The 18,744-nt window shown below is 60.6% G+C and carries 16 protein-coding genes; 7 read left to right on the plus strand and 9 right to left on the minus strand.

Translation table 11 applies throughout. The features are described from left to right. Positions 1-406 precede the first annotated feature (406 nt). Entirely contained in the window at positions 407-5,725 is a 5,319-nt protein-coding gene (locus HUS57_RS03640) for a hypothetical protein (protein ID WP_173931562.1), read from the minus strand. 271 nt (positions 5,726-5,996) lie between these two features. Here HUS57_RS03640 and HUS57_RS03645 point away from each other — a divergent pair, with 271 nt between their 5' ends. After that, positions 5,997-6,371 (plus strand): Hpt domain-containing protein, encoded by a 375-nt coding sequence (locus HUS57_RS03645; RefSeq protein ID WP_173931563.1) that lies wholly within the window; start codon positions 5,997-5,999, stop codon positions 6,369-6,371. Between the two features lie 75 nt (positions 6,372-6,446). Further along, a complete protein-coding gene (locus HUS57_RS03650; RefSeq protein ID WP_173931564.1) occupies positions 6,447-6,767 on the plus strand; it encodes a 2Fe-2S iron-sulfur cluster-binding protein in 321 nt (106 codons plus the stop codon). A 34-nt stretch (positions 6,768-6,801) separates the two neighbouring features. On the opposite strand, the gene HUS57_RS03655 is transcribed toward HUS57_RS03650, so the two are convergent. Continuing rightward, complete coding sequence (locus HUS57_RS03655) at positions 6,802-7,416, minus strand: DUF922 domain-containing protein (protein WP_173931565.1); 615 nt, start codon at positions 7,414-7,416, stop codon at positions 6,802-6,804. A gap of 188 nt (positions 7,417-7,604) precedes the next feature. On the opposite strand from HUS57_RS03655, the gene folP reads away from it, so the two are divergent. Genes folP through folK form a run of 3 tightly spaced genes read left to right on the plus strand, consistent with a single transcriptional unit; the run spans position 7,605 to position 9,311 of the window. After that, a complete protein-coding gene (folP, locus tag HUS57_RS03660; protein ID WP_173932257.1) occupies positions 7,605-8,450 on the plus strand; it encodes a dihydropteroate synthase in 846 nt (281 codons plus the stop codon). A 2-nt stretch (positions 8,451-8,452) separates the two neighbouring features. Next, on the plus strand, positions 8,453-8,812 hold the full coding sequence (gene folB, locus HUS57_RS03665) for a dihydroneopterin aldolase (RefSeq protein WP_173932258.1): 360 nt from the start codon (positions 8,453-8,455) through the stop codon (positions 8,810-8,812). Further along, complete coding sequence (folK, locus tag HUS57_RS03670) at positions 8,796-9,311, plus strand: 2-amino-4-hydroxy-6-hydroxymethyldihydropteridine diphosphokinase (RefSeq protein WP_281409278.1); 516 nt, start codon at positions 8,796-8,798, stop codon at positions 9,309-9,311. Before folB ends, folK begins: the two co-directional genes overlap by 17 nt. 9 nt (positions 9,312-9,320) lie before the next feature. Here the strand turns inward: folK and HUS57_RS03675 are convergent, their stop codons facing one another. The 4 genes from HUS57_RS03675 to HUS57_RS03690 all read right to left on the minus strand — a co-directional run bounded on the left by HUS57_RS03675 (position 9,321) and on the right by HUS57_RS03690 (position 13,080). Beyond that, a complete protein-coding gene (locus HUS57_RS03675) occupies positions 9,321-9,815 on the minus strand; it encodes a hypothetical protein (protein WP_173931566.1) in 495 nt (164 codons plus the stop codon). Between the two features lie 170 nt (positions 9,816-9,985). Further along, positions 9,986-11,053: a TIGR01620 family protein gene (locus tag HUS57_RS03680; protein ID WP_173931567.1), complete on the minus strand. Its 1,068-nt coding sequence runs from the start codon at positions 11,051-11,053 to the stop codon at positions 9,986-9,988. After that, on the minus strand, positions 11,050-12,504 hold the full coding sequence (locus HUS57_RS03685) for a YcjX family protein (protein ID WP_173931568.1): 1,455 nt from the start codon (positions 12,502-12,504) through the stop codon (positions 11,050-11,052). The genes HUS57_RS03680 and HUS57_RS03685 overlap by 4 nt, the downstream gene beginning before the upstream one ends. Before the next feature lie 69 nt (positions 12,505-12,573). Next, a complete protein-coding gene (locus tag HUS57_RS03690) occupies positions 12,574-13,080 on the minus strand; it encodes a histidine phosphatase family protein (RefSeq protein WP_173931569.1) in 507 nt (168 codons plus the stop codon). Between the two features lie 244 nt (positions 13,081-13,324). Here HUS57_RS03690 and dksA point away from each other — a divergent pair, with 244 nt between their 5' ends. Continuing rightward, positions 13,325-13,741, plus strand: coding sequence for an RNA polymerase-binding protein DksA (dksA, locus tag HUS57_RS03695; RefSeq protein ID WP_173931570.1), 417 nt, complete (start codon positions 13,325-13,327; stop codon positions 13,739-13,741). A 36-nt stretch (positions 13,742-13,777) separates the two neighbouring features. On the opposite strand, the gene HUS57_RS03700 is transcribed toward dksA, so the two are convergent. After that, the gene (locus tag HUS57_RS03700; protein ID WP_173931571.1) at positions 13,778-13,960 is read right to left on the minus strand and encodes a hypothetical protein; all 183 of its coding nucleotides are present in this window, start codon (positions 13,958-13,960) and stop codon (positions 13,778-13,780) included. A gap of 99 nt (positions 13,961-14,059) precedes the next feature. Here HUS57_RS03700 and ade point away from each other — a divergent pair, with 99 nt between their 5' ends. Continuing rightward, complete coding sequence (ade, locus tag HUS57_RS03705) at positions 14,060-15,880, plus strand: adenine deaminase (RefSeq protein ID WP_246727725.1); 1,821 nt, start codon at positions 14,060-14,062, stop codon at positions 15,878-15,880. A gap of 76 nt (positions 15,881-15,956) precedes the next feature. On the opposite strand, the gene HUS57_RS03710 is transcribed toward ade, so the two are convergent. Both HUS57_RS03710 and HUS57_RS03715 read right to left on the minus strand, forming a co-directional pair. After that, positions 15,957-17,186: an alpha/beta hydrolase gene (locus HUS57_RS03710; RefSeq protein WP_348640554.1), complete on the minus strand. Its 1,230-nt coding sequence runs from the start codon at positions 17,184-17,186 to the stop codon at positions 15,957-15,959. A gap of 20 nt (positions 17,187-17,206) precedes the next feature. After that, positions 17,207-18,664: a TrkH family potassium uptake protein gene (locus HUS57_RS03715; protein WP_173931573.1), complete on the minus strand. Its 1,458-nt coding sequence runs from the start codon at positions 18,662-18,664 to the stop codon at positions 17,207-17,209. Positions 18,665-18,744 lie beyond the last annotated feature (80 nt).

Consider the following 18,744-nt stretch of genomic DNA (forward strand, 5'->3'; position numbering starts at 1 on the left):
CGCAATTACGCGCCCCCGAAGGTCGGCACTCAAGCTCCTCGTCATCACCACCTTCTGGCAAAAACACCAACAGTAGTGAATCAGGCGCCGCCCCCGCGCGAATCCCAAACCCCGACCTGCGTTCATCAAAGATGCTCTAGAAGGAAGGTAATGTGCATGATCGCGAGACAGTCGCGCTGGAGGAACACTGCATTCTCGGCGTTCGACGCCCTACGGACAATTCTCACAAGCCTTGATGACGAATGGACTTAACTGTCGCGGCCAGACTGCATAGGTTTCTGAAACTTCCACATGAGAATGTGCGGCGGATGGGCAATGCAAGCAAAGCGCCTTTCCCAGAAGCTACGCACAAGAAAAAACCCGGCTGGAAGGCCGGGTTTTGGTCAATGGTATGTTCACACGAAGGCTATCGCAGCCGTCCGCTGGCATGGGCCAGCATGGTGTAGACCTTACCTGTATCCGAGGCCAGATATGTCTGGGTCATCACATTGTCCCGATCAGAGCGCGAGACATTGCCAAGTAGGCGCTCGAAATCACGGCAGTATTGATCGACAGCACTGCGGAACTCGGGATCGGCGCCGTATTTGCGCTGAATCTCGTCAAAGATCTGCTGTCCCTTGAGGGTATAGAGCCTGCGTGTGAAGATGTTCCGCTCACCCTTGCGATAGCGCTCCCACAGCTCCATCGATGCATCGTGATCGATGGCACGGGCAATATCGACGGACAGTGTATTAAGCGAGTCCACCACATTCAGGGAGGACCTTTCTTCGCTCTGCGGAGCGTTCTGCTTAGCCTCCTGCTCTTCACGTTGCGAGGCGCTACGCAGAAGATCGCGTATCCAGCCGCCATTGCCTGGCTGCTGATGGCGTTCCTCGCTATGGGCAAGCCCGCCGGGCCGGGAAGGCGCAGGCTGCGGCATCTCGTTTCGGGCCGGGCGCATGGGAGAGGCCGGGGCGTCGGAACGCGGCCTGTCCGCATTCTGCGGCAGAGAAGGCATCGTCACGGCGGCTGGCTGCGGAGCGGTTGCCTGGAGGGACGCGCCAGCATATTCCGGGCTGCGCTGGCTGATGCCGACATCGTGCAGCCGGCCGGACTTGGCCACGATTTCCGATAGCTCCTTCAGCGCATTGATCTGCTCAGTGATGGCTCGACGCATGGCATTGGTCGATTGCCTTGCCTCCTCAGGCAACTCTACGATGCCACGTTTCATGTCGGCACGGGTCTCTTCGAGTTCGCTGCGGATTTCCTCTGCACTGCGTCGCAGATCGTCGGTCGCACCAGCGAAGCGCGATGTGGCGGCATCTACCACCTGACCGATGGCGCTGCGGATCGATTCGATAGATTGACGGGTGCGACCCTCTGCCGTCTCCAGGGCCTCTTGGAGGAGCTGCTCGAAGGACTGCATCGCGCGGCCCATTTGCTCCGACTTTGCGACAAGACCGTCGGCGAGCTCGTTGAGCGCCTTCTGCCTGCTTTCCAAAGTACTTGTGAGGCCCGACTGTGCGCGCTCAAGCAATTGGGATGCGCTTTCGAGCAGCCGGCTATGGTCCTCGAAGCGGCTGGCGATGGAAGATATCTCGGTGAGCGTACGCTCTGAGAAATCTGCAAGCCTGCCCGAATTGGCGTTGATGAGGCTGGCGGAATTGGCGAGATTCTCCGCCGCCCGCTCCGTGCTCTGGGTAAACTCCTGGGCAGTAACGGACAGCTTCTCGTCCACCTGCGACAGGTTTAGAGCAGCCGACTCAACCAAATGGGAAAGTCTGTCGCCCGAGGAATCGAGTTGACCGAGAAGCTGCTTGACATCCCCAAGAAGACCGGTGCGGGCACGCTCCATGGCGTTGAGCGTGTCAGCCGTCCGGCTGGCGAGCGCATTGACGAGGGCGGCGTTCTCCTGCCGCAGACGCTCCGTCGTCTGCTGCGTAAGGGTCTCGATATTCTTCTGCAGCTCGCCGCCGCTGGCTTCGAAACGTTCGACCAACGGTCGCGCCGTTTCGTCGAGAATGCGCGCAATCTCGGTCGAGCGCCCGGCCAGCATTGCATTGAAGGCGCGGGTGCGCTCGTCCAGAGTGCTCACGGTCTCGGCAGTACGCTTCCTGATATGCTCGTTGATGGCGGCGAATGTTTGCCCGATCGTGTCGGCGGTCGAGACGAGATCCGCCTGAGTGCGAGAAAGCTGCTGGCTGACATGCAGCGCTGCCTGCTCAGCGCCCTGCCGCATGCGCTCCTCGGCATCGCCTATGCCTTCCTGCAGGGTGCTCCGTGTTTGCTCAACGCTGCTGCCGAGGCGTCGTTCGACCTCCAGCATCTGGCTCATGATGGCGGATGCGGAAGATCCTGCGGCGGCCTTGAGGCGGTTCTCGATCTCAGCGACCTGATCGGTCATGGCCGTAGCATGCGCATCGAGCTCGACTGCTGTCTGCTGCGTGCGTGAGATGAGACGCTTGTCCATGTCGTCGAAGGCACGCGCGAAATCCTCGACGCGGTCGGACAGGATGCCGGAAGCTTCCGCCAGACGCTGTGCGACACGCTCGTCCATCTCGCCAAATTCCTGACGCACATTTTGGGCACGCTGCACGACCCGCTCAGCAGCGCCTTCGAGCGCCTGGTCGATTCCTTCGACCTGCTCGCCGATCATCCTCGACACATCCTGCGTCCTGAGCACGATGCGCTCCTCGACACCGCCCATCGTGTTGCCGAGGCTGTCGACCTGCTGGGCGATCGCTTCGGAGACCGCTTGCGCACGGCCGGCCATGCGGTCCTCGACTCCTTCGAGGGCGTGGCCGAGATTGTCAACCTGCTCGCCAAGCGCCTGCGAAAGGTCGCGCGCGCGAACGGCAATGCGTTCCTCGACACCGTCGAGCGTACGGTCGATGCCGTCGACCTGCTCGTTGATCAGTTTCGATACATCCTGCGCCCGGCCGGCGATGCGTTCCTCGACGCTTTCGAGCACCTTCGCCGTTTCGCTGCCGAGGACGTTAGTGGCCTCCACCACCTTGTCACGCAGGGCGCCGGCAACGACTGCCGCGCTGTTCTCCAGCGTCTTGCGCACATTGTCGACGCCGAGTGACAGCGCATGTTCCATGGTGCGGGTACGTTCCTCAATTACGCCCGTGTGGGCGGTGAACGACTCGGTCACCTTGTCGATGTCAGCGCGAATGGCTGCAGTCAGATCATCGCGCCGCTCGGTAATCTTGGCGATATCTTCCTCCAGCGTTGCCGAGAAGCCCTTGCGTGTCTCAACGAGATGCTCAATCTGACCCTGAACGCGCTCCTCGAAGCGGCTCTGGTTCTCGTCCAGGCTACGCAGGCCGCTTTCGATGGTGGCGGCGATTCGTTCGTGGTTCTGCTCGACTGCGCCAATCTGCCCTTCGATCGCCGACTCGATGCGAGCCTGCACCGTTTCCAGTTTGCCGAGGCTGCGGTCGAGCTCAGCATTGATCTCAGCATGCCCCTCACGCAGCCGCCCGGCGAAATCCTCCGCGCGGCTTTCCAGCATGATGGTCGTGGAGGCCACGAGCTCGGAAAGCTCGCTGTCGATGGCGGCCTTGCCGGCGTCGATGCTAGACGAGACCTCCTGCTTTCCGCGCATGAAGGTTTCAGCAATCTCGCGCGTGCGCTCCACAAGCGACTCGTTAATGTTGCGCGCGCGCGCCTCGAGCGCCGCCTCCAGCTTCTCGATTCCGGCATCGAGCGCCTGCGCCCGTGTGGAGAATTCCGAAATGAGTACCTGGCCGCGTTCGGAAAGCGTCCGCTCAAGCTCACCCAGACGGCTGGTGAAGAGTTCGTCGAGCTGATCGGAGGCATTGCCGGCCGAACTTAGGAAGTGAGCAACCCGCTCATCGAACATCTGGCCGAGCGACTGGGCAGCACTGGCCGTATGTGCGTCCAGCGATGCAATTCGCGTATCGAGCAGGTCGGCAATTCCAGCACCCGAGGTGCTGATGCGTTCGGCAAGCGTCGTGGTACGCTCCTCCAGTGCGCTTGTAAGCGCATGGGTCTTCTGGTCGACTTTTTCAAGGAGAATATCACCCGAAGAACCAAACGCGGAGATCCGCTGGTCCAGTATGCCCGCAATGCCTTCGGTGGTGCTGGTGATGCGTTGCGCAAGCGTCTCGGAGCGCTCATCCAGCGTCTGAGTGAGTGCTCCGCTGGTAGCCCCCACGCGCTCGATGAAGGCATCGCTTGAAGCGCTGAGTGCTGCAATGCGCTCATCCATGAGCTGCGTGAAGTTCTCGCCGGAAGAGGCGAGGCGCTGGCCCAGCAGTTCAGAACGCTCGTCCAGCGAGGAGGTGAGTGCGCTTGTCGTGCTGCTTACGCGCTCGATAAAGGTATCGCTGGAAGTGCTGAGCGCGGCAATGCGCTCATCCATGAGCTGCGTGAAGTTCTCGCCGGAGGTTGCAAGATGTTGCTGCAGCGTTTCGGCACGCTCGTCGAGCGTCGAAGTAAGGATGTTTGTGGTGTCGCCGATGCGTTCGATGAAGGTGTCGCCCGAGGTACCAAGTGCGGCAATGCGTTCGTCTAGAAGCTGGGCTACGGTTTCACCCGACGTGGCCAGTTGCCGGGAAAGCGTATCTGCGCGCTCACCAACGGCTTCGCTGGCCGTTTCGCCAACCTTGCTGATGCGCTCTGTCAGCGCTTCACCCGCCTGGTTGAGCTTCGCTATGAGGTGTTCGGAAGCGCTGTCGACGTTGAGGCGGATCTGTTCGCCGGCCGCCTCCAGCTCTTCCTTGATGATCTCGTGCGCGCCGGTAATGGAGGCCCTCACGCGCTCGGCATGGCCGACAATTCCCTCGCGCTCGGAACCAAGACTGTCAACGAGGAGGCGTATCCGGGCCTCGTTCTCAGAGTAGGCGCGCTCAAGCTCGTTGACTTCCGTGTGGACGAGAGTCTCAAGCTCGACGGCGCGCGCAAGCGTGCGCTCAATGCCGTCTCCCATGGCCTGGACCTCGCGGCGGATGGCTTGCCCGACCATCATCACCCGTTCCTGGGCGAAGTTTTCCGGCTCGGAGAGGCGGAAGGCCATTTCGGCCATCTGCTGCGCGGCAATGCGCATTTCTTGGGCGCGGCGGATCATCACCGCAAAGCCCCAGAACAGCACCACCGGCAGGAAGACCGCGGCAACGATGCTGGCGGCGAAGGGCGCGGTAAGCAGCCCATCCACCGTGCCGACCTGCCATAATGCCGGGCCGTATAGCAGATAGGAAACGGCCAGCCCTGCCAGAATCCAGGCAGCAGAAAGAGCCCCGGTTACCCAGTAGATGGTGTGCGGAGGCTTCTGCGACAGCTTGCGGGCGAACTGGTGATATTCGCTCTGCTTGTCGTCATTAGCCGGAAGTGGCACGGCGGAGGTGCTGGAAGGAACAGTCTCGGCAGGGCGCAGCTTCTCTTTCGGCTTCGCAGGCTCGTCCGGCAGCGGCTCGAATTTGAGCGGCTTTTCGCCATCCGGACCTTTTTTGCCTTCCGGGCCTTTTCTGGCTTCCAGGGGCTCCTTGCCCGCTGGCGTCAGCGAGGCAATTGCCGGCCGCTCTTTCTCCTCGCGGGCGAGTTCCTCAGCCGCCTTTGTTATCTGCGCCTCGAGATCTTCCATGGAGGCGGAGATTTCCAGATCGTCGTCGTCGATGGAGAAGGAGGCGGCTTCAAGCCTCAATGCCTCTTCCAGCTCCTTCGCGAAATCGTCCGTAGCCGTTTTGGCCTTTGCAGCCGTCTTTGTTGTTCCGCGCGCCATTCCGCCGCCACCTGTTGTTGGGGCTATCAAAAAAACGGGTCCATGTTGGCCCAATTATGCCCATGCTCTAGGTCGTATCGTAGTGGGACAACAACACTAATAAAATACGTTTTAATGCCAATGCCCAGAAGTTTAAACATAAGGTTAATGCAAGGCTGGGCTTTCCGCGCACATTGAATAGCGCGTATTAACGCCTTGTGCATACGGGTAAATCGGATTTTAACGCGTATCCCACAGCTTCTTGGGGTAGTGCCATTGCGGGACAGGGCAAATGACCGAGCATTGGAAAAGGCGGCGTGAGGCGAAGGGTGCGCCGGTGATCGATCTGGCGCATCTGGCCAGCCAGACATCCGGGGATCCCAGGCTCGAACGGGACGTCCTCACGCTTTTCACTAAGGAGATGACTGAGGCACGCGCCGCCCTTGCTAATAAAAATACGGATGTGAGGGAGAAGCGCGATCTCGCCCACAGGCTGGTGGGTTCGGCAAGCGCAGTGGGCGCCTTCTCCCTGGCCGCTACAGCGGCTGAACTGGAGGCTTCGCCCGATTCGCCGGTTGCGTCCGCCTCGGTCGTTTCCGAGCTTTGCCGCCTGGTGGAAGCCGTTGCTGAGCTTCTTGCACAGCCGGCACCAGAGACGCGCGGTTGACACGCCGCCTGCAGTGATTATCTCCGCTGCGACACCCATCCGCAGCCCCCGCGCTGCTTTCCCGCAGGATCCGTAATGACCAAGCTGACGTTCATCGCTTTCGACGGCGCGACCTTCGATGTGGAGGCCGAAAATGGCTCGACCGTGATGGAGAACGCCATTCGCAACGGCGTGCCGGGTATAGAGGCGGAATGTGGCGGCGCCTGCGCCTGTGCAACCTGCCACGTCTATGTGGAAGAAGAATGGGCCGATATCGTTGGGCCGCCCGGAGCGATGGAGGAGGACATGCTCGATTTCGCCTATGATCCGAGGCCGAATTCACGCCTGTCATGCCAGATTCAGGTGACGGACGAACTTGACGGTCTGGTTGTACGGGTGCCGGAAAGGCAGGGGTGAGCGAAAGGCGGCTGACTGGCCGCGACGTTAGCGACTACCTGTTTATGCGCCCGGTCTCGATCTGTTCCAGCCGATATTGCAGAAGGCGCATGATGCGCTTTTCGAAATTGATGTTCTCGACCCGGTCGAAGCGGTACTGAGCGGCGTCGTGCTTGGCCAGAACGCGCTGGGTCGTCTGTTCCACATCCTTGACCAGTGCCTGACAATTCCGCCGCCACGGCAGCTTCCTGAGCGCATCCTCAAGCTGATGGGCGTGGGACTTGGCGATACTCATGTGGCTTTCCTCATGGCGCCGGATGTCACGCGCAAGCGTATCCCATATGAGACGTACCTCCTCGTCCGCCCGGTGCCGGTCCCGCCATTTGGGCAACGTCACTTTCGCCTTCACGGTCACCCGTGCGTCAGCCACCCGGCAGCGTCCGCGAGCCTCGGCATAATCCACATGGGTGGTGATCTCCATATTGGTCGCGCCTGGGTGCCGCTGGCCCGTACTGTCAAGGCGCGGTCCGTTCCTTTCCAACTGCCTTTCCAATTCCGCCAGGGTGAGACCGCGGATGGGAAAATAGGTGTAGGTTTTTGAAAGCGTGGCTCCGTGGGCGGAAACAGCCCCAAAAGCAAGAGCAAGGATGGAAAGGAAAGCGTGTCTCATCAAATACTCCAGTGCTGCGAGATTGCGACAGCCGTCGATGCCAGGCAATGAAAAAGCGGGCGGCCGGAAAAAAACAGCAGGCCATTTCCAGCAGTAACGAACAGGCCTTAACGAAACCGGTTGATTTTGACCGGCTGCGGTCACATGAACAAGCGCCGCCGAAGGCTACAAGGATGACACGGATGACGATGCAGAGGTGGCGCTGGAGACTGGCTCAGGGCCGGACGCTGGAGTTGGGTTCGGAAGCGGTGATCATGGGCGTCCTCAATATGACTCCTGACAGCTTCTCCGACGGCGGAAGGCACCTCTCGGTCGAAGGCGCGGTGAACGCAGCGCTGGCCATGGCCCGGGAGGGTGCGGCGATTATCGACATCGGTGGCGAATCAACTCGTCCCGGCGGCGCGCCCATCAGCCCGGCAGAGGAGCAGGAGCGCATACTTCCGGTCATCGAGGTGCTGGCGAAGGAAAGGTCCATCATCCTGTCGGTCGATACCTACCGGGCCGAGACCGCCAGCCTTGCGGTCGATGCTGGGGCCCACATCATCAACGATGTCTGGGGTGCGCAGAAGGAAAGGGCCATTGCCGAGGTTGCTGCGAAAACTGGAGCAGGACTCGTGTTGATGCATACGGGCCGGGAGAGGCAGAAGCTGCCGGACGTGATTGCAGACCAGTTCGCCTTCCTGCGCCGTTCGCTCGAAATTGCACGGGAGGCGGGCGTTGCCGACGAACAGATCCTCATCGATCCGGGCTTCGGCTTTGCCAAGGACGCTGGCGAGAACATGGAGATCATGGCGCGATTCGATGAGCTTGCCAGCCTGGGCTTTCCACTCGTAGCCGGCACCTCGCGAAAGCGGTTCATCGGCCATTTTACCGGCCGTGACGTGGGCCGGCGCGCGGTGGGCACGGCGGCGTCCAGCGCACTTCTTCGTATCAAGGGTGCATCGGTGTTCCGCGTTCACGATGTCGCCGAAAACAGGGATGCACTGCGCATAGCCGATGCTATGCTAGCTGCGGAACGCCGGGTCGGGAGATGATGGTGTACACGATCAGGCTGAAGAATTGCAGCTTCTTCGCACGGCATGGTGTGCTTGACGAAGAGGAGAAGCTTGGTCAGCGCTTTTATCTGGATGCCGAACTCGATGTTCAGGTAACGGATGCTCTGGCGCAGGACGCCATTGCGGCAACCGTCGACTACGGTGAAGCCTTCCTGGTAATTGAGGAGATCGTTACCGGCAGACGAAGGCTCCTGATAGAGGCGCTGGCGCTTGAGGTCGCCAAGACCCTCTGCGAGAGATTCCCGCAGATCACATGCGCCCGCGTCACGGTGCGCAAGCCCGGCGCGCCGGTGCGCGGCGTGCTTGATTATGTGGAGGTGACGGTTGCTTGGCCGCAGTGAAGTGCGCGCCTTTCTTGGGCTTGGCGGCAATGTCGGCGAACCGGAAAAAACCATGGCGGCCGCATTGCGCGCGCTTGATTCCCATGACCGCGTACGCGTGGTGCAAGCCTCCTCGCTCTACCGGACCCCTCCTTGGGGCAAGCTCGACCAGCCGGATTTCCTGAATGCGGCGGCTGAGATCGCAACCGGACTTAAGCCTCAGGAACTGCTGGCCCTGTGCCTGGATACCGAGCGAGCGCTGAAGCGGGAGCGGGTGGAGCGTTGGGGACCGAGGAACATCGATATCGACATCCTAACCTATGGCGACCGGCGTATTGACGGGAGCGGTCTTGAAATTCCGCATCCGCGGATGTTGGCGCGGGCTTTTGTGCTTCTGCCGCTTGCGGAGATTGCGCCACGGCTGATCCTTGGAGGACGGCCGATCGAGGCGCATCTTTCCGCTCTCGATAGTTCCGGAGTGGAACGGTTAAGCGCTGATGGCAACTGGTGGCGAGGCTGAACGGAGGCCTCAATCTGCGATGGCGCTGACGGTCCCCTGATCGACGCGCTTCAGCGCAACGCCAATGACCGGCACCAGCTCTTCATCGACATGGACCGAGATGGTGATGTTCATCTTGTCCTGCCCGGAAAGCTGCGCCCGCATTGCGCCGGTGAGGGCGTTGCGGTGGATGGCAAAAACGGCCGTTTCCCTCTCAATCGCGCCCCCGACGACATCAAGCCCCTTGCCCTTTGCGCCGTCGAGGAATGTGCCGCGGAAGCCTGCATGGCCATGCTCGACCGTGGCCGACATCTGCTGATTGAAGACGCCGACGCGGCAATCGCCGTCGAGGGTCATGCCGGTCTTGCCTGCGGGAGTGGAGCCCGCAAAACTGCACACGAATTTCGTGCCCTTGTACTTGCCCGCGACGATCTCTCCCGAGCCGGACCATTTTCCCGCCACGCGCTCGAAAAATTGCCGCCCGGTTTCCGAAGCGGTGGCAACGGACCAAGGGTATGCGGACATAAGCGCGGCTAAGGACAGAAGAGCAAGAGAACGCGAAGCTGCAGACATGGGACCCGCACAGGCTGATAGCGACGTTTTACCAGAGGATGAAGAAGTTTGGTTAAGGCTTCGTCACCGCGCCAAAGGACTTTATCCAAAAACGTCGCGCGCTGGAATATGGGGATCCGAAGCTACTTGCGGCCTTCTTCACCCGTTTTTGCCGCGAACTGGGTAAGCGCCTTCAGAAAATGGCCCATTCCAGGCCGCTCCACACCGCGGTAGGCAAGCGGACGGATGACCGAGATGGCTGCCATTCCTATTCTAGCCGTCATCATGCCATTAACGACACCTTCGCCGAGCCGTGCCGAAAGCCGTGCCGCAAGACCCTGGCCTACGAGTTGGTGCACCAGCGTATCGCCCATGGCCATGGAGCCTGTCACCGCGAGATGAGCAAGCGCGCTGCGCGACAAGCGTACGAATCCGAGGAAGCCTGGCCGGCCACAGTAAAGCTGTGAGAGACGGCGAAGGAGCCGCGCCGCCTCGAAGAGTACATAGGTGACGTCGATGAGGGCACGAGGGCTTACCGCCGTCACTACCGAAACCCGCTTTGCGGCGTCGAGCACCAATTTTTGCGCCTTTGCATCGAGCGGCGCGAGAAGCTGGACTTCTGCGATTCGCAGAAGGTCACGGCCATCGATGATGTCGTCTTCGATCTCTTTCAGGGTCCGGCGTCCTGCTGCAGTATCGGGATGATCCGACAGGAGACGGACAAGGTCGGCGACAACGGCCCGCGCCGCTCTTGCATCGTCGCGCTCATAGGCGTCATCTGCACGGCCGCGGATCTTTTCAACCGAGGCCAGCCGGGTGAGTGCAAACAACTCCCGCGCGATGATCGTTAAAAGCGAGAGCGCTGCGACAGCGACGAGGAAAAGGGCCAACCAACCCAATAAGTCGGCGCGGGCAAAAAGGTCTCGGACAAGCCGGTCAGCCCATAGCCCCACCGCCAGCGAGATCACGAGCCCGAAGGCGGTAAGAAAGACCGTTCCAAGCCGCGAGCGCTTCCGGCCGACAGTGGCCGGTGGGGGCGCAGCAGTGGGCTCGGGCGAATCGAATACGTCAAACTCGGCCGGCGTTACTGTCACCTGGTCATCCACGCTGATGGCTTGCGGCTTTCTCGGCTCCGCTTCCCGTCGCGATTTCGCGGGATCGCTTGGGGCCGGATCAAGGCGGAATGCAGCGGGGCGCCGGGGGTCACTCATTGGAGCCTGTCTCCCAGGAGAAATTGCAGCGCACGGTCAAGCCGTATGTGGGGTAGTGATAGCGTGACGCCCTCGGCCGTGCGTTCGAGCCGGGGCGGCCTGAAGCGTACGAAGCGGATCTCGGGAGGTTGCTTGTCCTTACGAAAGAGAGCGGCGGGGCTTTCCGGCAGATCGCCGGGAAAAACGGCTGTCTCCGTTTCGCCATCGAAAACATCCTCGCCAATCGTCTCGCCTGCAAGCGGAGTGCCGATAATGACGGGAAGGCTCTGCCTGCCGCGCGATACGGTACCTTCACGGGTAGCCCGCACGGCCGCCATGGCCACGACATCCACTTCCGCGCCGGAGAAACTCGCCCGGGAGATGGCGCGTTCCGCCAGCCTGCGCACGATTGCCTGAAGCCGGTCGTGGCTTTCATGGTGGATTTGATCCGCCTTGGTGGCTGCGATCAGAATACGGTCGATGCGGCGCGAGATGAGGCCAGTCAGCAGGCTGGCCCCGCCCGGGCGGAAGCAGGAGAGGATCTCGGTCAGCGCGTTTTCAAGATCGGCAACGGCATCGGCGCCCGCATTGATGGCCTGCATTACGTCGATAAGCACGATCTGGCGGTCGAGCCGGGCGATGTGCTCGCGGAAGAAGGGCTTGATGACGTGCGTCTTGTAAGCCTCGTAGCGCCGCTCCATCATGGCGCGCATGGAGCCGGTGCGCGCCTTCCTGTCGTCGTTCGGCGCGAGGGGAGCGAAGGTAAGCGCCGGCGAGCCTTCAAGGTCGCCGGGCATGAGAAAGCGCCCCGGCGGCAATGTGGAAAGAGCGCGGCCGTCTTCCTTGCAGGCTTTCAGATAGGCCGTGAAGGTCTCGAAAAGGCGCCGTGCCAGCATTTCATCGGCATCACCGTCAGGATCGATCTCGCGGGCGAGTGCAAGCCAGGAGCGGGCGATTTCCTGCCGGGCCGGAAGCTGGGCCATTTCCAACGCTTCGCGGCTGAAGGTCGCAAAATCCTTGCCAAGCAGTGGCAAGTCGAGGAGCCATTCGCCAGGATAGTCCACGATGTCGAGGGAAAGCTTGCCGCGCGAGAACATCCTGCCCCAGGCGGAGGCTGATTCATATTCTACGGTCAGGCGCAGCTCCGATATCGCCCGCGTCGATTCCGGCCAGATGCGTCGCTCCACAAGATCGGCGATATGGTCTTCGTACTGGAAACGCGGCACCGCATCGTCTGGTTGATGCTCCAGATAGGCTTTTGCGATTCGACCCGAAGCTTGTGCCTCGAACAGCGGCAGGCGCCCGCCATGCACGAGATTGTGGACGAGGGCAGAGATGAAAACCGTTTTGCCGGCGCGCGACAGGCCCGTCACGCCAAGCCGGATTGATGGCGACAATAGGCGGGCGGTCCTGTCGGAGATTGTATCGAGTGCAATGAGGGCTTCGTCAGCGATCGTGGTGAGCGATGGCAAGGGCTGTCCTTCGGTTCAAACGGCCTTCCGCCATATAGGCGATCCCGGGCGACGATGAAATGGCCGAGTTCAGGAGCCTGGCCGAAGAAATGCGACAAGGCTTGCGGTACGAGGTGCAATCTGGGAGAGGGGCTGAGGGAACTCCAGCACCGCCAGAGCACCCGGCGGAAAACCCGAAGCCAATGCTGCGCGGCCGGATTCGTCACCGTTGCGGACAAGTGACAAAGCCAGTTGCGAGATCATCGGATTGTGCCCGATAATCAGCAGCGGCCCTTCGGCGGGGCTCGACGCTGCAAGGATGCGGTAGTCGCCGGTGCCGCCGCGATAAAGCTCAGGTATGTATATAGTTTCGGGCGCAGGAGGGGGCAGCCCGGAGGATATGGCCGCCCAGGTGTCACGCGTTCTTCGTGCATCGGAGCAAAAAACCATTGAGGGACGGTAGGCCTGCGCGTTCATCCGCCTTCCAAGAGCTATCGCGTCGTCTTTTCCCCGTTCCGAAAGCGGACGTTCCTTGTCGCTCCCGCCGGGCTTTCCCTGCAAAGCCTCGGCATGGCGCAGCAGAAAGAGCCTATGCAAAGGAGCCTCCTCCAAGTGACAGGATCATTGGCATCGCGCGATGAATCATAAGGGCGTAGTTGCAGGGTGCAAAGGCTGCTTTGCGTTCATGCAGAGGAAAGAAAGACGGTTTGTGCAATCGCCCGTTTATTTGTTCGATTGACTCGAACCTTTTGACAAATGCGTTATCGGACTGCCGTTTCTGCTTGTCGGGGGCTTCTTCCCCGAATATATAGGCGCCGCTGGCAAGCTGTGGGGTATTTCCATGTCCGATCTCGTTGATGCTGAATATGTACCCTCCGAAGACGAGCCTTTCATGAATGATCGGCAGCGAGCCTATTTCAAGAGCAAGCTGATCAACTGGAAGAATGAAATTCTGCGTGAAGCGCGGGAGACGCTGGAGGCGCTGCAGCGTGAGAATGCCAATCATCCGGATCTAGCCGACCGAGCATCGTCGGAAACGGATCGGGCCATAGAGCTTCGCGCGCGCGACCGTCAGCGCAAGCTCATCGCAAAGATTGACGCAGCACTCCAGCGCATCGAAGAGGGAACATACGGCTACTGCGAGGAAACCGGCGAGCCGATTTCGCTGAAGCGTCTCGACGCAAGGCCCATCGCAACGCTTTCCATAGAGGCGCAGGAGCGCCATGAACGGCGCGAGAGGGTCTACCGGGACGACTGAGGTCGCAAAGCGCGCCGTACGCTTTGGCCAATCAGCCTACCTCCGGCTGTCGTCCGGCGTGATCTCACGCGCCTGAAGCCGCTCGATCGCCTCGTCCGCCTCCGCCTCGTCCAGGCCGGAAAGAGGCAGTCCGTCAAGCCGAACTACCCGGTCGGTGCCGGTATCGAAAACTTCCCACCGGCCCTCCTTGTCCTGCCGTTTGTCAAAACCGTTCGCCATGGCGTGAAGGTAGGGCGTCGGCTGGCGCCGGTCCAGATGCGTTTATTTTGCTGGCACGCGGACCGGAGCTTTGCCAGACTGGCGGCCAAGGAGAACGCCATGCATGCAACCACAACATCTTTTGAAAAACCGAAACCTTGGAGCACAGTCGCCCCGCTGCTAGTCGACGTGGCGATGGGACGCCGGCCGGCCGATCTGGTTGTGCGGAACGGGCGCTGGGTCAACGTTCATTCGGGCGAGGTCATCGCCGGCACGGATGTGGCCATCGTGGCCGGTAGGGTCGCCTATTGCGGTCCGGACGCGGGCCACGCTATCGGCGAGAAGACGCAGTTGGTGGATGCGCAGGGCCGCTATCTGGTGCCTGGCTTGTGCGACGGGCACATGCATGTGGAAAGCGGCATGGTCACCGTGACGGAGTTCTGCCGTGCAGTGATTCCGCATGGGACGACCACCATGTTCATCGATCCCCATGAGATCGCCAACGTTCTTGGGCTGGAGGGCGTTCGCCTCATGCATGACGAGGCGATGGCCCAACCCATCAACGTTTTCGTGCAGGTGCCTTCCTGCGTTCCTTCGGCACCCGGGTTGGAGAATGCCGGTGCGGAGCTGGGCCCTGAAGAAGTGGAGGAGGCGCTGGGTTGGCCAAACATCATCGGGCTCGGCGAAGTGATGAATTTCCCCGGCGTCATTCTCAACGACGAAACCATGGCAGGCGAGATTTCCGCCACCATGCGAGCGGGTAAGACTGTCGGCGGTCACTATGCTTCACCGGATCTGGGCCGCCCGTTCCATGGCTATGTGGCGGGGGGACCGGCAGACGATCACGAAGGCACGCGGGCCGAGGATGCAATCGCCCGTGTGCGCCAGGGTATGCGCGCGATGCTACGGCTCGGCTCGGCATGGTACGATGTTGCAAGCCAGATCAAGGCCGTAACGGAAAACGGGCTCGACCCGCGCAATTTCATCCTCTGCACAGATGACAGCCATTCCGCCACGATCGTGGAAGAAGGCCATATGAATAGGGTGGTCCGCCATGCAATCGCCCAGGGCCTCAATCCCATCACGGCGATCCAGATGGCAACTCTCAACACGGCCCAACATTTCGGACTGGAACGGGAACTGGGCTCCATCACGCCCGGACGGCTCGCCGATCTGCTCATCGTTTCCGACCTTCCGAGCCTCGCCATCGATGAGGTTTACGCTCGCGGTGTGCGGCTGGCGCAGGGTGGCAGACTGGAGGCCGATATTCCAGCCTATGATTATCCTGAGCGCGCCAAAAATACAGTACGGCTGGGGAAGCGCATAACTGCGGCCGACTTTGACATCCAGGCGCCGGAGGGTACAGCAAGCGTAAAGGCTCGTGTCATCGGCGTCGTCGAAAACCAGGCTCCCACGCGCGCACTTGCAGCCGTGCTTCCCGTTGACGGCGGCATCGTCGCGATGGACCGCGACAACGACATTTGCCAGATCTCCCTGATCGAGCGCCATCAGGGCACGGGAAGCGTGATCAATGGCTTCGTTTCGGGCTTTGGCTACAAGCAGGATTGCGCGCTCGCCTCTACCGTGGCGCATGACTCGCATCATATGATCGTCGTGGGCACCAACAAGGAGGATATGGCACAGGCCGCAAACCGCTTGGGGGTGGTGGGGGGCGGCATTGTGATGGTATCAAGTGGACGCGAACTTGCTCTTGTCGAGCTGCCCATTGCCGGGCTTATGTCTGACGCTCGCGCCGAAGTAGTGGCGGAGAAGGCGGCAGCATTGTCGGCTGCCATGCGGGAGATGGGCTGCACACTGAACAATGCTTACATGCAGCATTCCCTGCTTGCGCTGGTGGTCATACCCGAACTGCGGATTTCCGACCTTGGCATCATCGACGTGACGGCGTTTAAGAAAGTGGATTTGTTCCTGCCGTCATGACCCCAGCAGGCGCTAGCGCGATTTCAGAAAACAAAGGTTTAGATCATTTCAAGTTTCAGTGAACCCTTAAATGATCTTAATTGCCTACGGCGATGTCCAGCACTTCAAAGGGTGTGGTAACCACAAGTTCGGCGGCCGAACCTACTGTCTGGCCAATGCCTCTTGCGAGATTGGCAAGGCGGCGAGTGATCGCCTGATCTGCCAAAGGCTGGGCTCCCGTTTCTGCAAGGCCTTCGCCCAACAGGCGGATCAGAAGCGGGTTTTCCGCAAACTTTGTGTGCCCCAGGAAGTCCGGTGAAGAGACTTGCGTGACATCGATGACGATTACGCCGAATTCCGCGAGCTCCTCAGCATTGATGGCGCCGCCGAGGCGCGGTCGGTTCCCGGCGATGAAGCCGGACAGGTCCAGTGCCTTGTCGCCTCTGGAGTTGAGAATGAAGAAGCTGCGGTCGGGGTCCCCGTAGCGGCGCATCTGGGCCTTGAAGACGTCGACGTCGATATCGGGCGACGCCAGGACGACATCCGCGAGTTTGCCGCCCAGATTTCGGTCTCCGGTGATCGCAAGCTGGCGCAATGCCTCCATTGTGACCCAGCTTCCCATGGAATGGGCGACAATATCGATGCGTTGCGCGCCGGAGCGGGCGACAAGGCGTAACGTATGCTCCAGCGCATCGCGCGCGACGGTTGCGCTGTTATTGTCGTAGATGTAGTCGATAGCCCGCCCGGCGGAAGGCCAGGTGAAAAGCAGGGGCAGTCCACGATAACCCGAATCATGCACGATCTGCGTCATGCGATAGACGGCGGCATCGAAACTGGTGTTGTAGCCATGAACGAAGACAAGCAGCCGCCCGTCATGGGCAGCAATGTTGCGGGCAAGCGCGTTACGGAAGCCGGTTTCGCTCTTGTAAAGGCCGGCACGAAGAGCCGCGAAATAACGCGCCGGATCGGCGACCTGGGGCGAAGGGGCGAGTTCCAGCTTTCCGGTCTCGTGAATAGCGGGAACGCTTACGTCCACGAGTGCGTAGGATGGTTCATGCGCCCGCTCGCCTGAGAATACCACGCCTGGCTCCTCGGTGCTTGCGCGCGAGGTCGCCACATAGATGCGGTGGACGGCGGCAACTTGCGCGGGGCGTGCCGGGGCAATCGTCTCGGCGAGAAGGCGGTGCTGATGCGGATGCATGCATCCAGCAAGCAGGGCAAGAGAAACCAGCAGAAGAACGCGCAAGTGTGCGAAATCGCTAATATTGACCATGGAAACGATAGATCGGACAGAACAGCCCTGCCTGGCGTCGGTATCGTATCCCATGCGGCTGTAGTATCAACCACCTATCTGCGCCAGAAAATGGGCGTGAAAATTACGAGAACTGCAAGAAGTTCAAGCCGGCCGAGCAGCATGGCCAGCGCCATTACCCATTTGGCGAAGTCAGCCAGCGAAGCAAAATTTCCGACCGGCCCCACGACGGGGCCCAGACCCGGGCCGACATTGGTGAGCGCTGTAAGAGCCGAGGTTACCGCCGAAACAAAATCAAGGCCGGTGGCCGCCAGAAGCAGGGTTATTCCCGCCCAGATTACCAGGAAGGCGGAAATGTAAAGTACCACCGCTCGCTGCATGGCATCATCCACCGGCCTGTCGCCATAGCGCACCGGCAGTACCATGTTGGGGTAGACAAGCCGCCTGAGGCCATTGGCCAGAAGCTCAAAAAGGATCAGGAAACGATACGCCTTGATCCCGCCGGTCGTCGAACCGGAGCAGCCGCCCAGAAACATCGCAAAAAAGGCGGCTGCGATCGCGAACGGCCCCCAATCGCCGTAATCTTCCGTCGCAAAGCCGGTGGTCGTGATGAGAGAAACGAAATTGAAGGCCGTGTGGGTGAGTGCGTCGAGGAGGGGCCGCTCGGTGGAAATTCGCAAGTAGAGCGTGACGACCAGCACAAATGCCACCAGATAAGCAGTGAAAAGCCGGATCTGTGGATCTCTAAGCGCATCGAGCCTCCCCCGCACCACAAACAGGAGAAGAATCGAGAAGGGCATCGCACCGATGAACATAAAAACGGTACTGACCCAGAGGATTGCGGGGTTTTCACCGTAGAAGCCCATGGAGCTGTCGTGAGTGGAAAAACCCGCGGTGGAAAGCGTCGTCAGCGCATGATTTGCAGCGTCAAAGCCAGGCATGCCTGCCATTGAATAGGCAATACCGCAAGCGATCGTGAGGATAGCATAGATGCTGATCAGGCCGATCGAGAAGGTGGAGAAGCGATCGAAAGGCTTGTCCCCTATATCCGATGACTCGATCCTGAAATAGGAGATGCCACCGATTCTCAGGAAAGGCAGGATGAAGAGCCCCAGCGCAATCACACCAAGACCGCCGATCCATTGCAGAATCGAGCGCCATAGAAGCAGTCCGGGTGGCAGACCATCAAGCCCCTGTATCACGGTCGCGCCGGTGGCTGTGACCGCGGAGGTTGCCTCGAAGACAGTATCGGCAAGGCTTAGGTCCAGCGAGGAGGCAAAGAGCGGAACGGCACCCACAAGGCAGGCGGTCAGCCATAGGAGGTTGACCACGAGAAAGCCAAGGCGCGGCGAGGCGGCGGGTGCGCGCCCGTTGGTGGCCATTGCAACAGCCAATGCCAGGCCGCCGGTGAAAAAAGCCGAGATGACAAAGACGCGCCAGTCGTCATTGCCATAATACAGATCGACCAAGGCCGGGATGAGCATGGCCACCGAAAGGTAAAGCGCGAAAACGGAAGCTATGTGTATCGCCGCCCGAAGAGCCACATATTGCATAGGAACCTTGTCCTCATCCTTCCTCGCGGCAAGCCAAGCCAAAGTGGATTTAGCCGGGGCAGTATGCAATAGCGGACGCC

The organism is Chelativorans sp. Marseille-P2723 (genome assembly GCF_902809845.1).
Classification (GTDB): Bacteria; Pseudomonadota; Alphaproteobacteria; order Rhizobiales; family Rhizobiaceae; genus Chelativorans.

Coding starts and splice junctions, on each gene's coding strand:
- HUS57_RS03710 (WP_348640554.1), bottom strand. CDS start 17,186: ATGGGATACGATACCGACGCCAGGCAGGGCTGTTCTGTCCGATCTATC.
- HUS57_RS03655 (WP_173931565.1), bottom strand. CDS start 7,416: ATGAGACACGCTTTCCTTTCCATCCTTGCTCTTGCTTTTGGGGCTGTT.
- HUS57_RS03680 (WP_173931567.1), bottom strand. CDS start 11,053: ATGAGTGACCCCCGGCGCCCCGCTGCATTCCGCCTTGATCCGGCCCCA.
- HUS57_RS03715 (WP_173931573.1), bottom strand. CDS start 18,664: ATGCAATATGTGGCTCTTCGGGCGGCGATACACATAGCTTCCGTTTTC.
- HUS57_RS03700 (WP_173931571.1), bottom strand. CDS start 13,960: ATGGCGAACGGTTTTGACAAACGGCAGGACAAGGAGGGCCGGTGGGAA.
- ade (WP_246727725.1), top strand. CDS start 14,060: ATGCATGCAACCACAACATCTTTTGAAAAACCGAAACCTTGGAGCACA.
- HUS57_RS03650 (WP_173931564.1), top strand. CDS start 6,447: ATGACCAAGCTGACGTTCATCGCTTTCGACGGCGCGACCTTCGATGTG.
- dksA (WP_173931570.1), top strand. CDS start 13,325: ATGTCCGATCTCGTTGATGCTGAATATGTACCCTCCGAAGACGAGCCT.
- folP (WP_173932257.1), top strand. CDS start 7,605: ATGCAGAGGTGGCGCTGGAGACTGGCTCAGGGCCGGACGCTGGAGTTG.
- HUS57_RS03675 (WP_173931566.1), bottom strand. CDS start 9,815: ATGTCCGCATACCCTTGGTCCGTTGCCACCGCTTCGGAAACCGGGCGG.
- HUS57_RS03640 (WP_173931562.1), bottom strand. CDS start 5,725: ATGGCGCGCGGAACAACAAAGACGGCTGCAAAGGCCAAAACGGCTACG.
- HUS57_RS03645 (WP_173931563.1), top strand. CDS start 5,997: ATGACCGAGCATTGGAAAAGGCGGCGTGAGGCGAAGGGTGCGCCGGTG.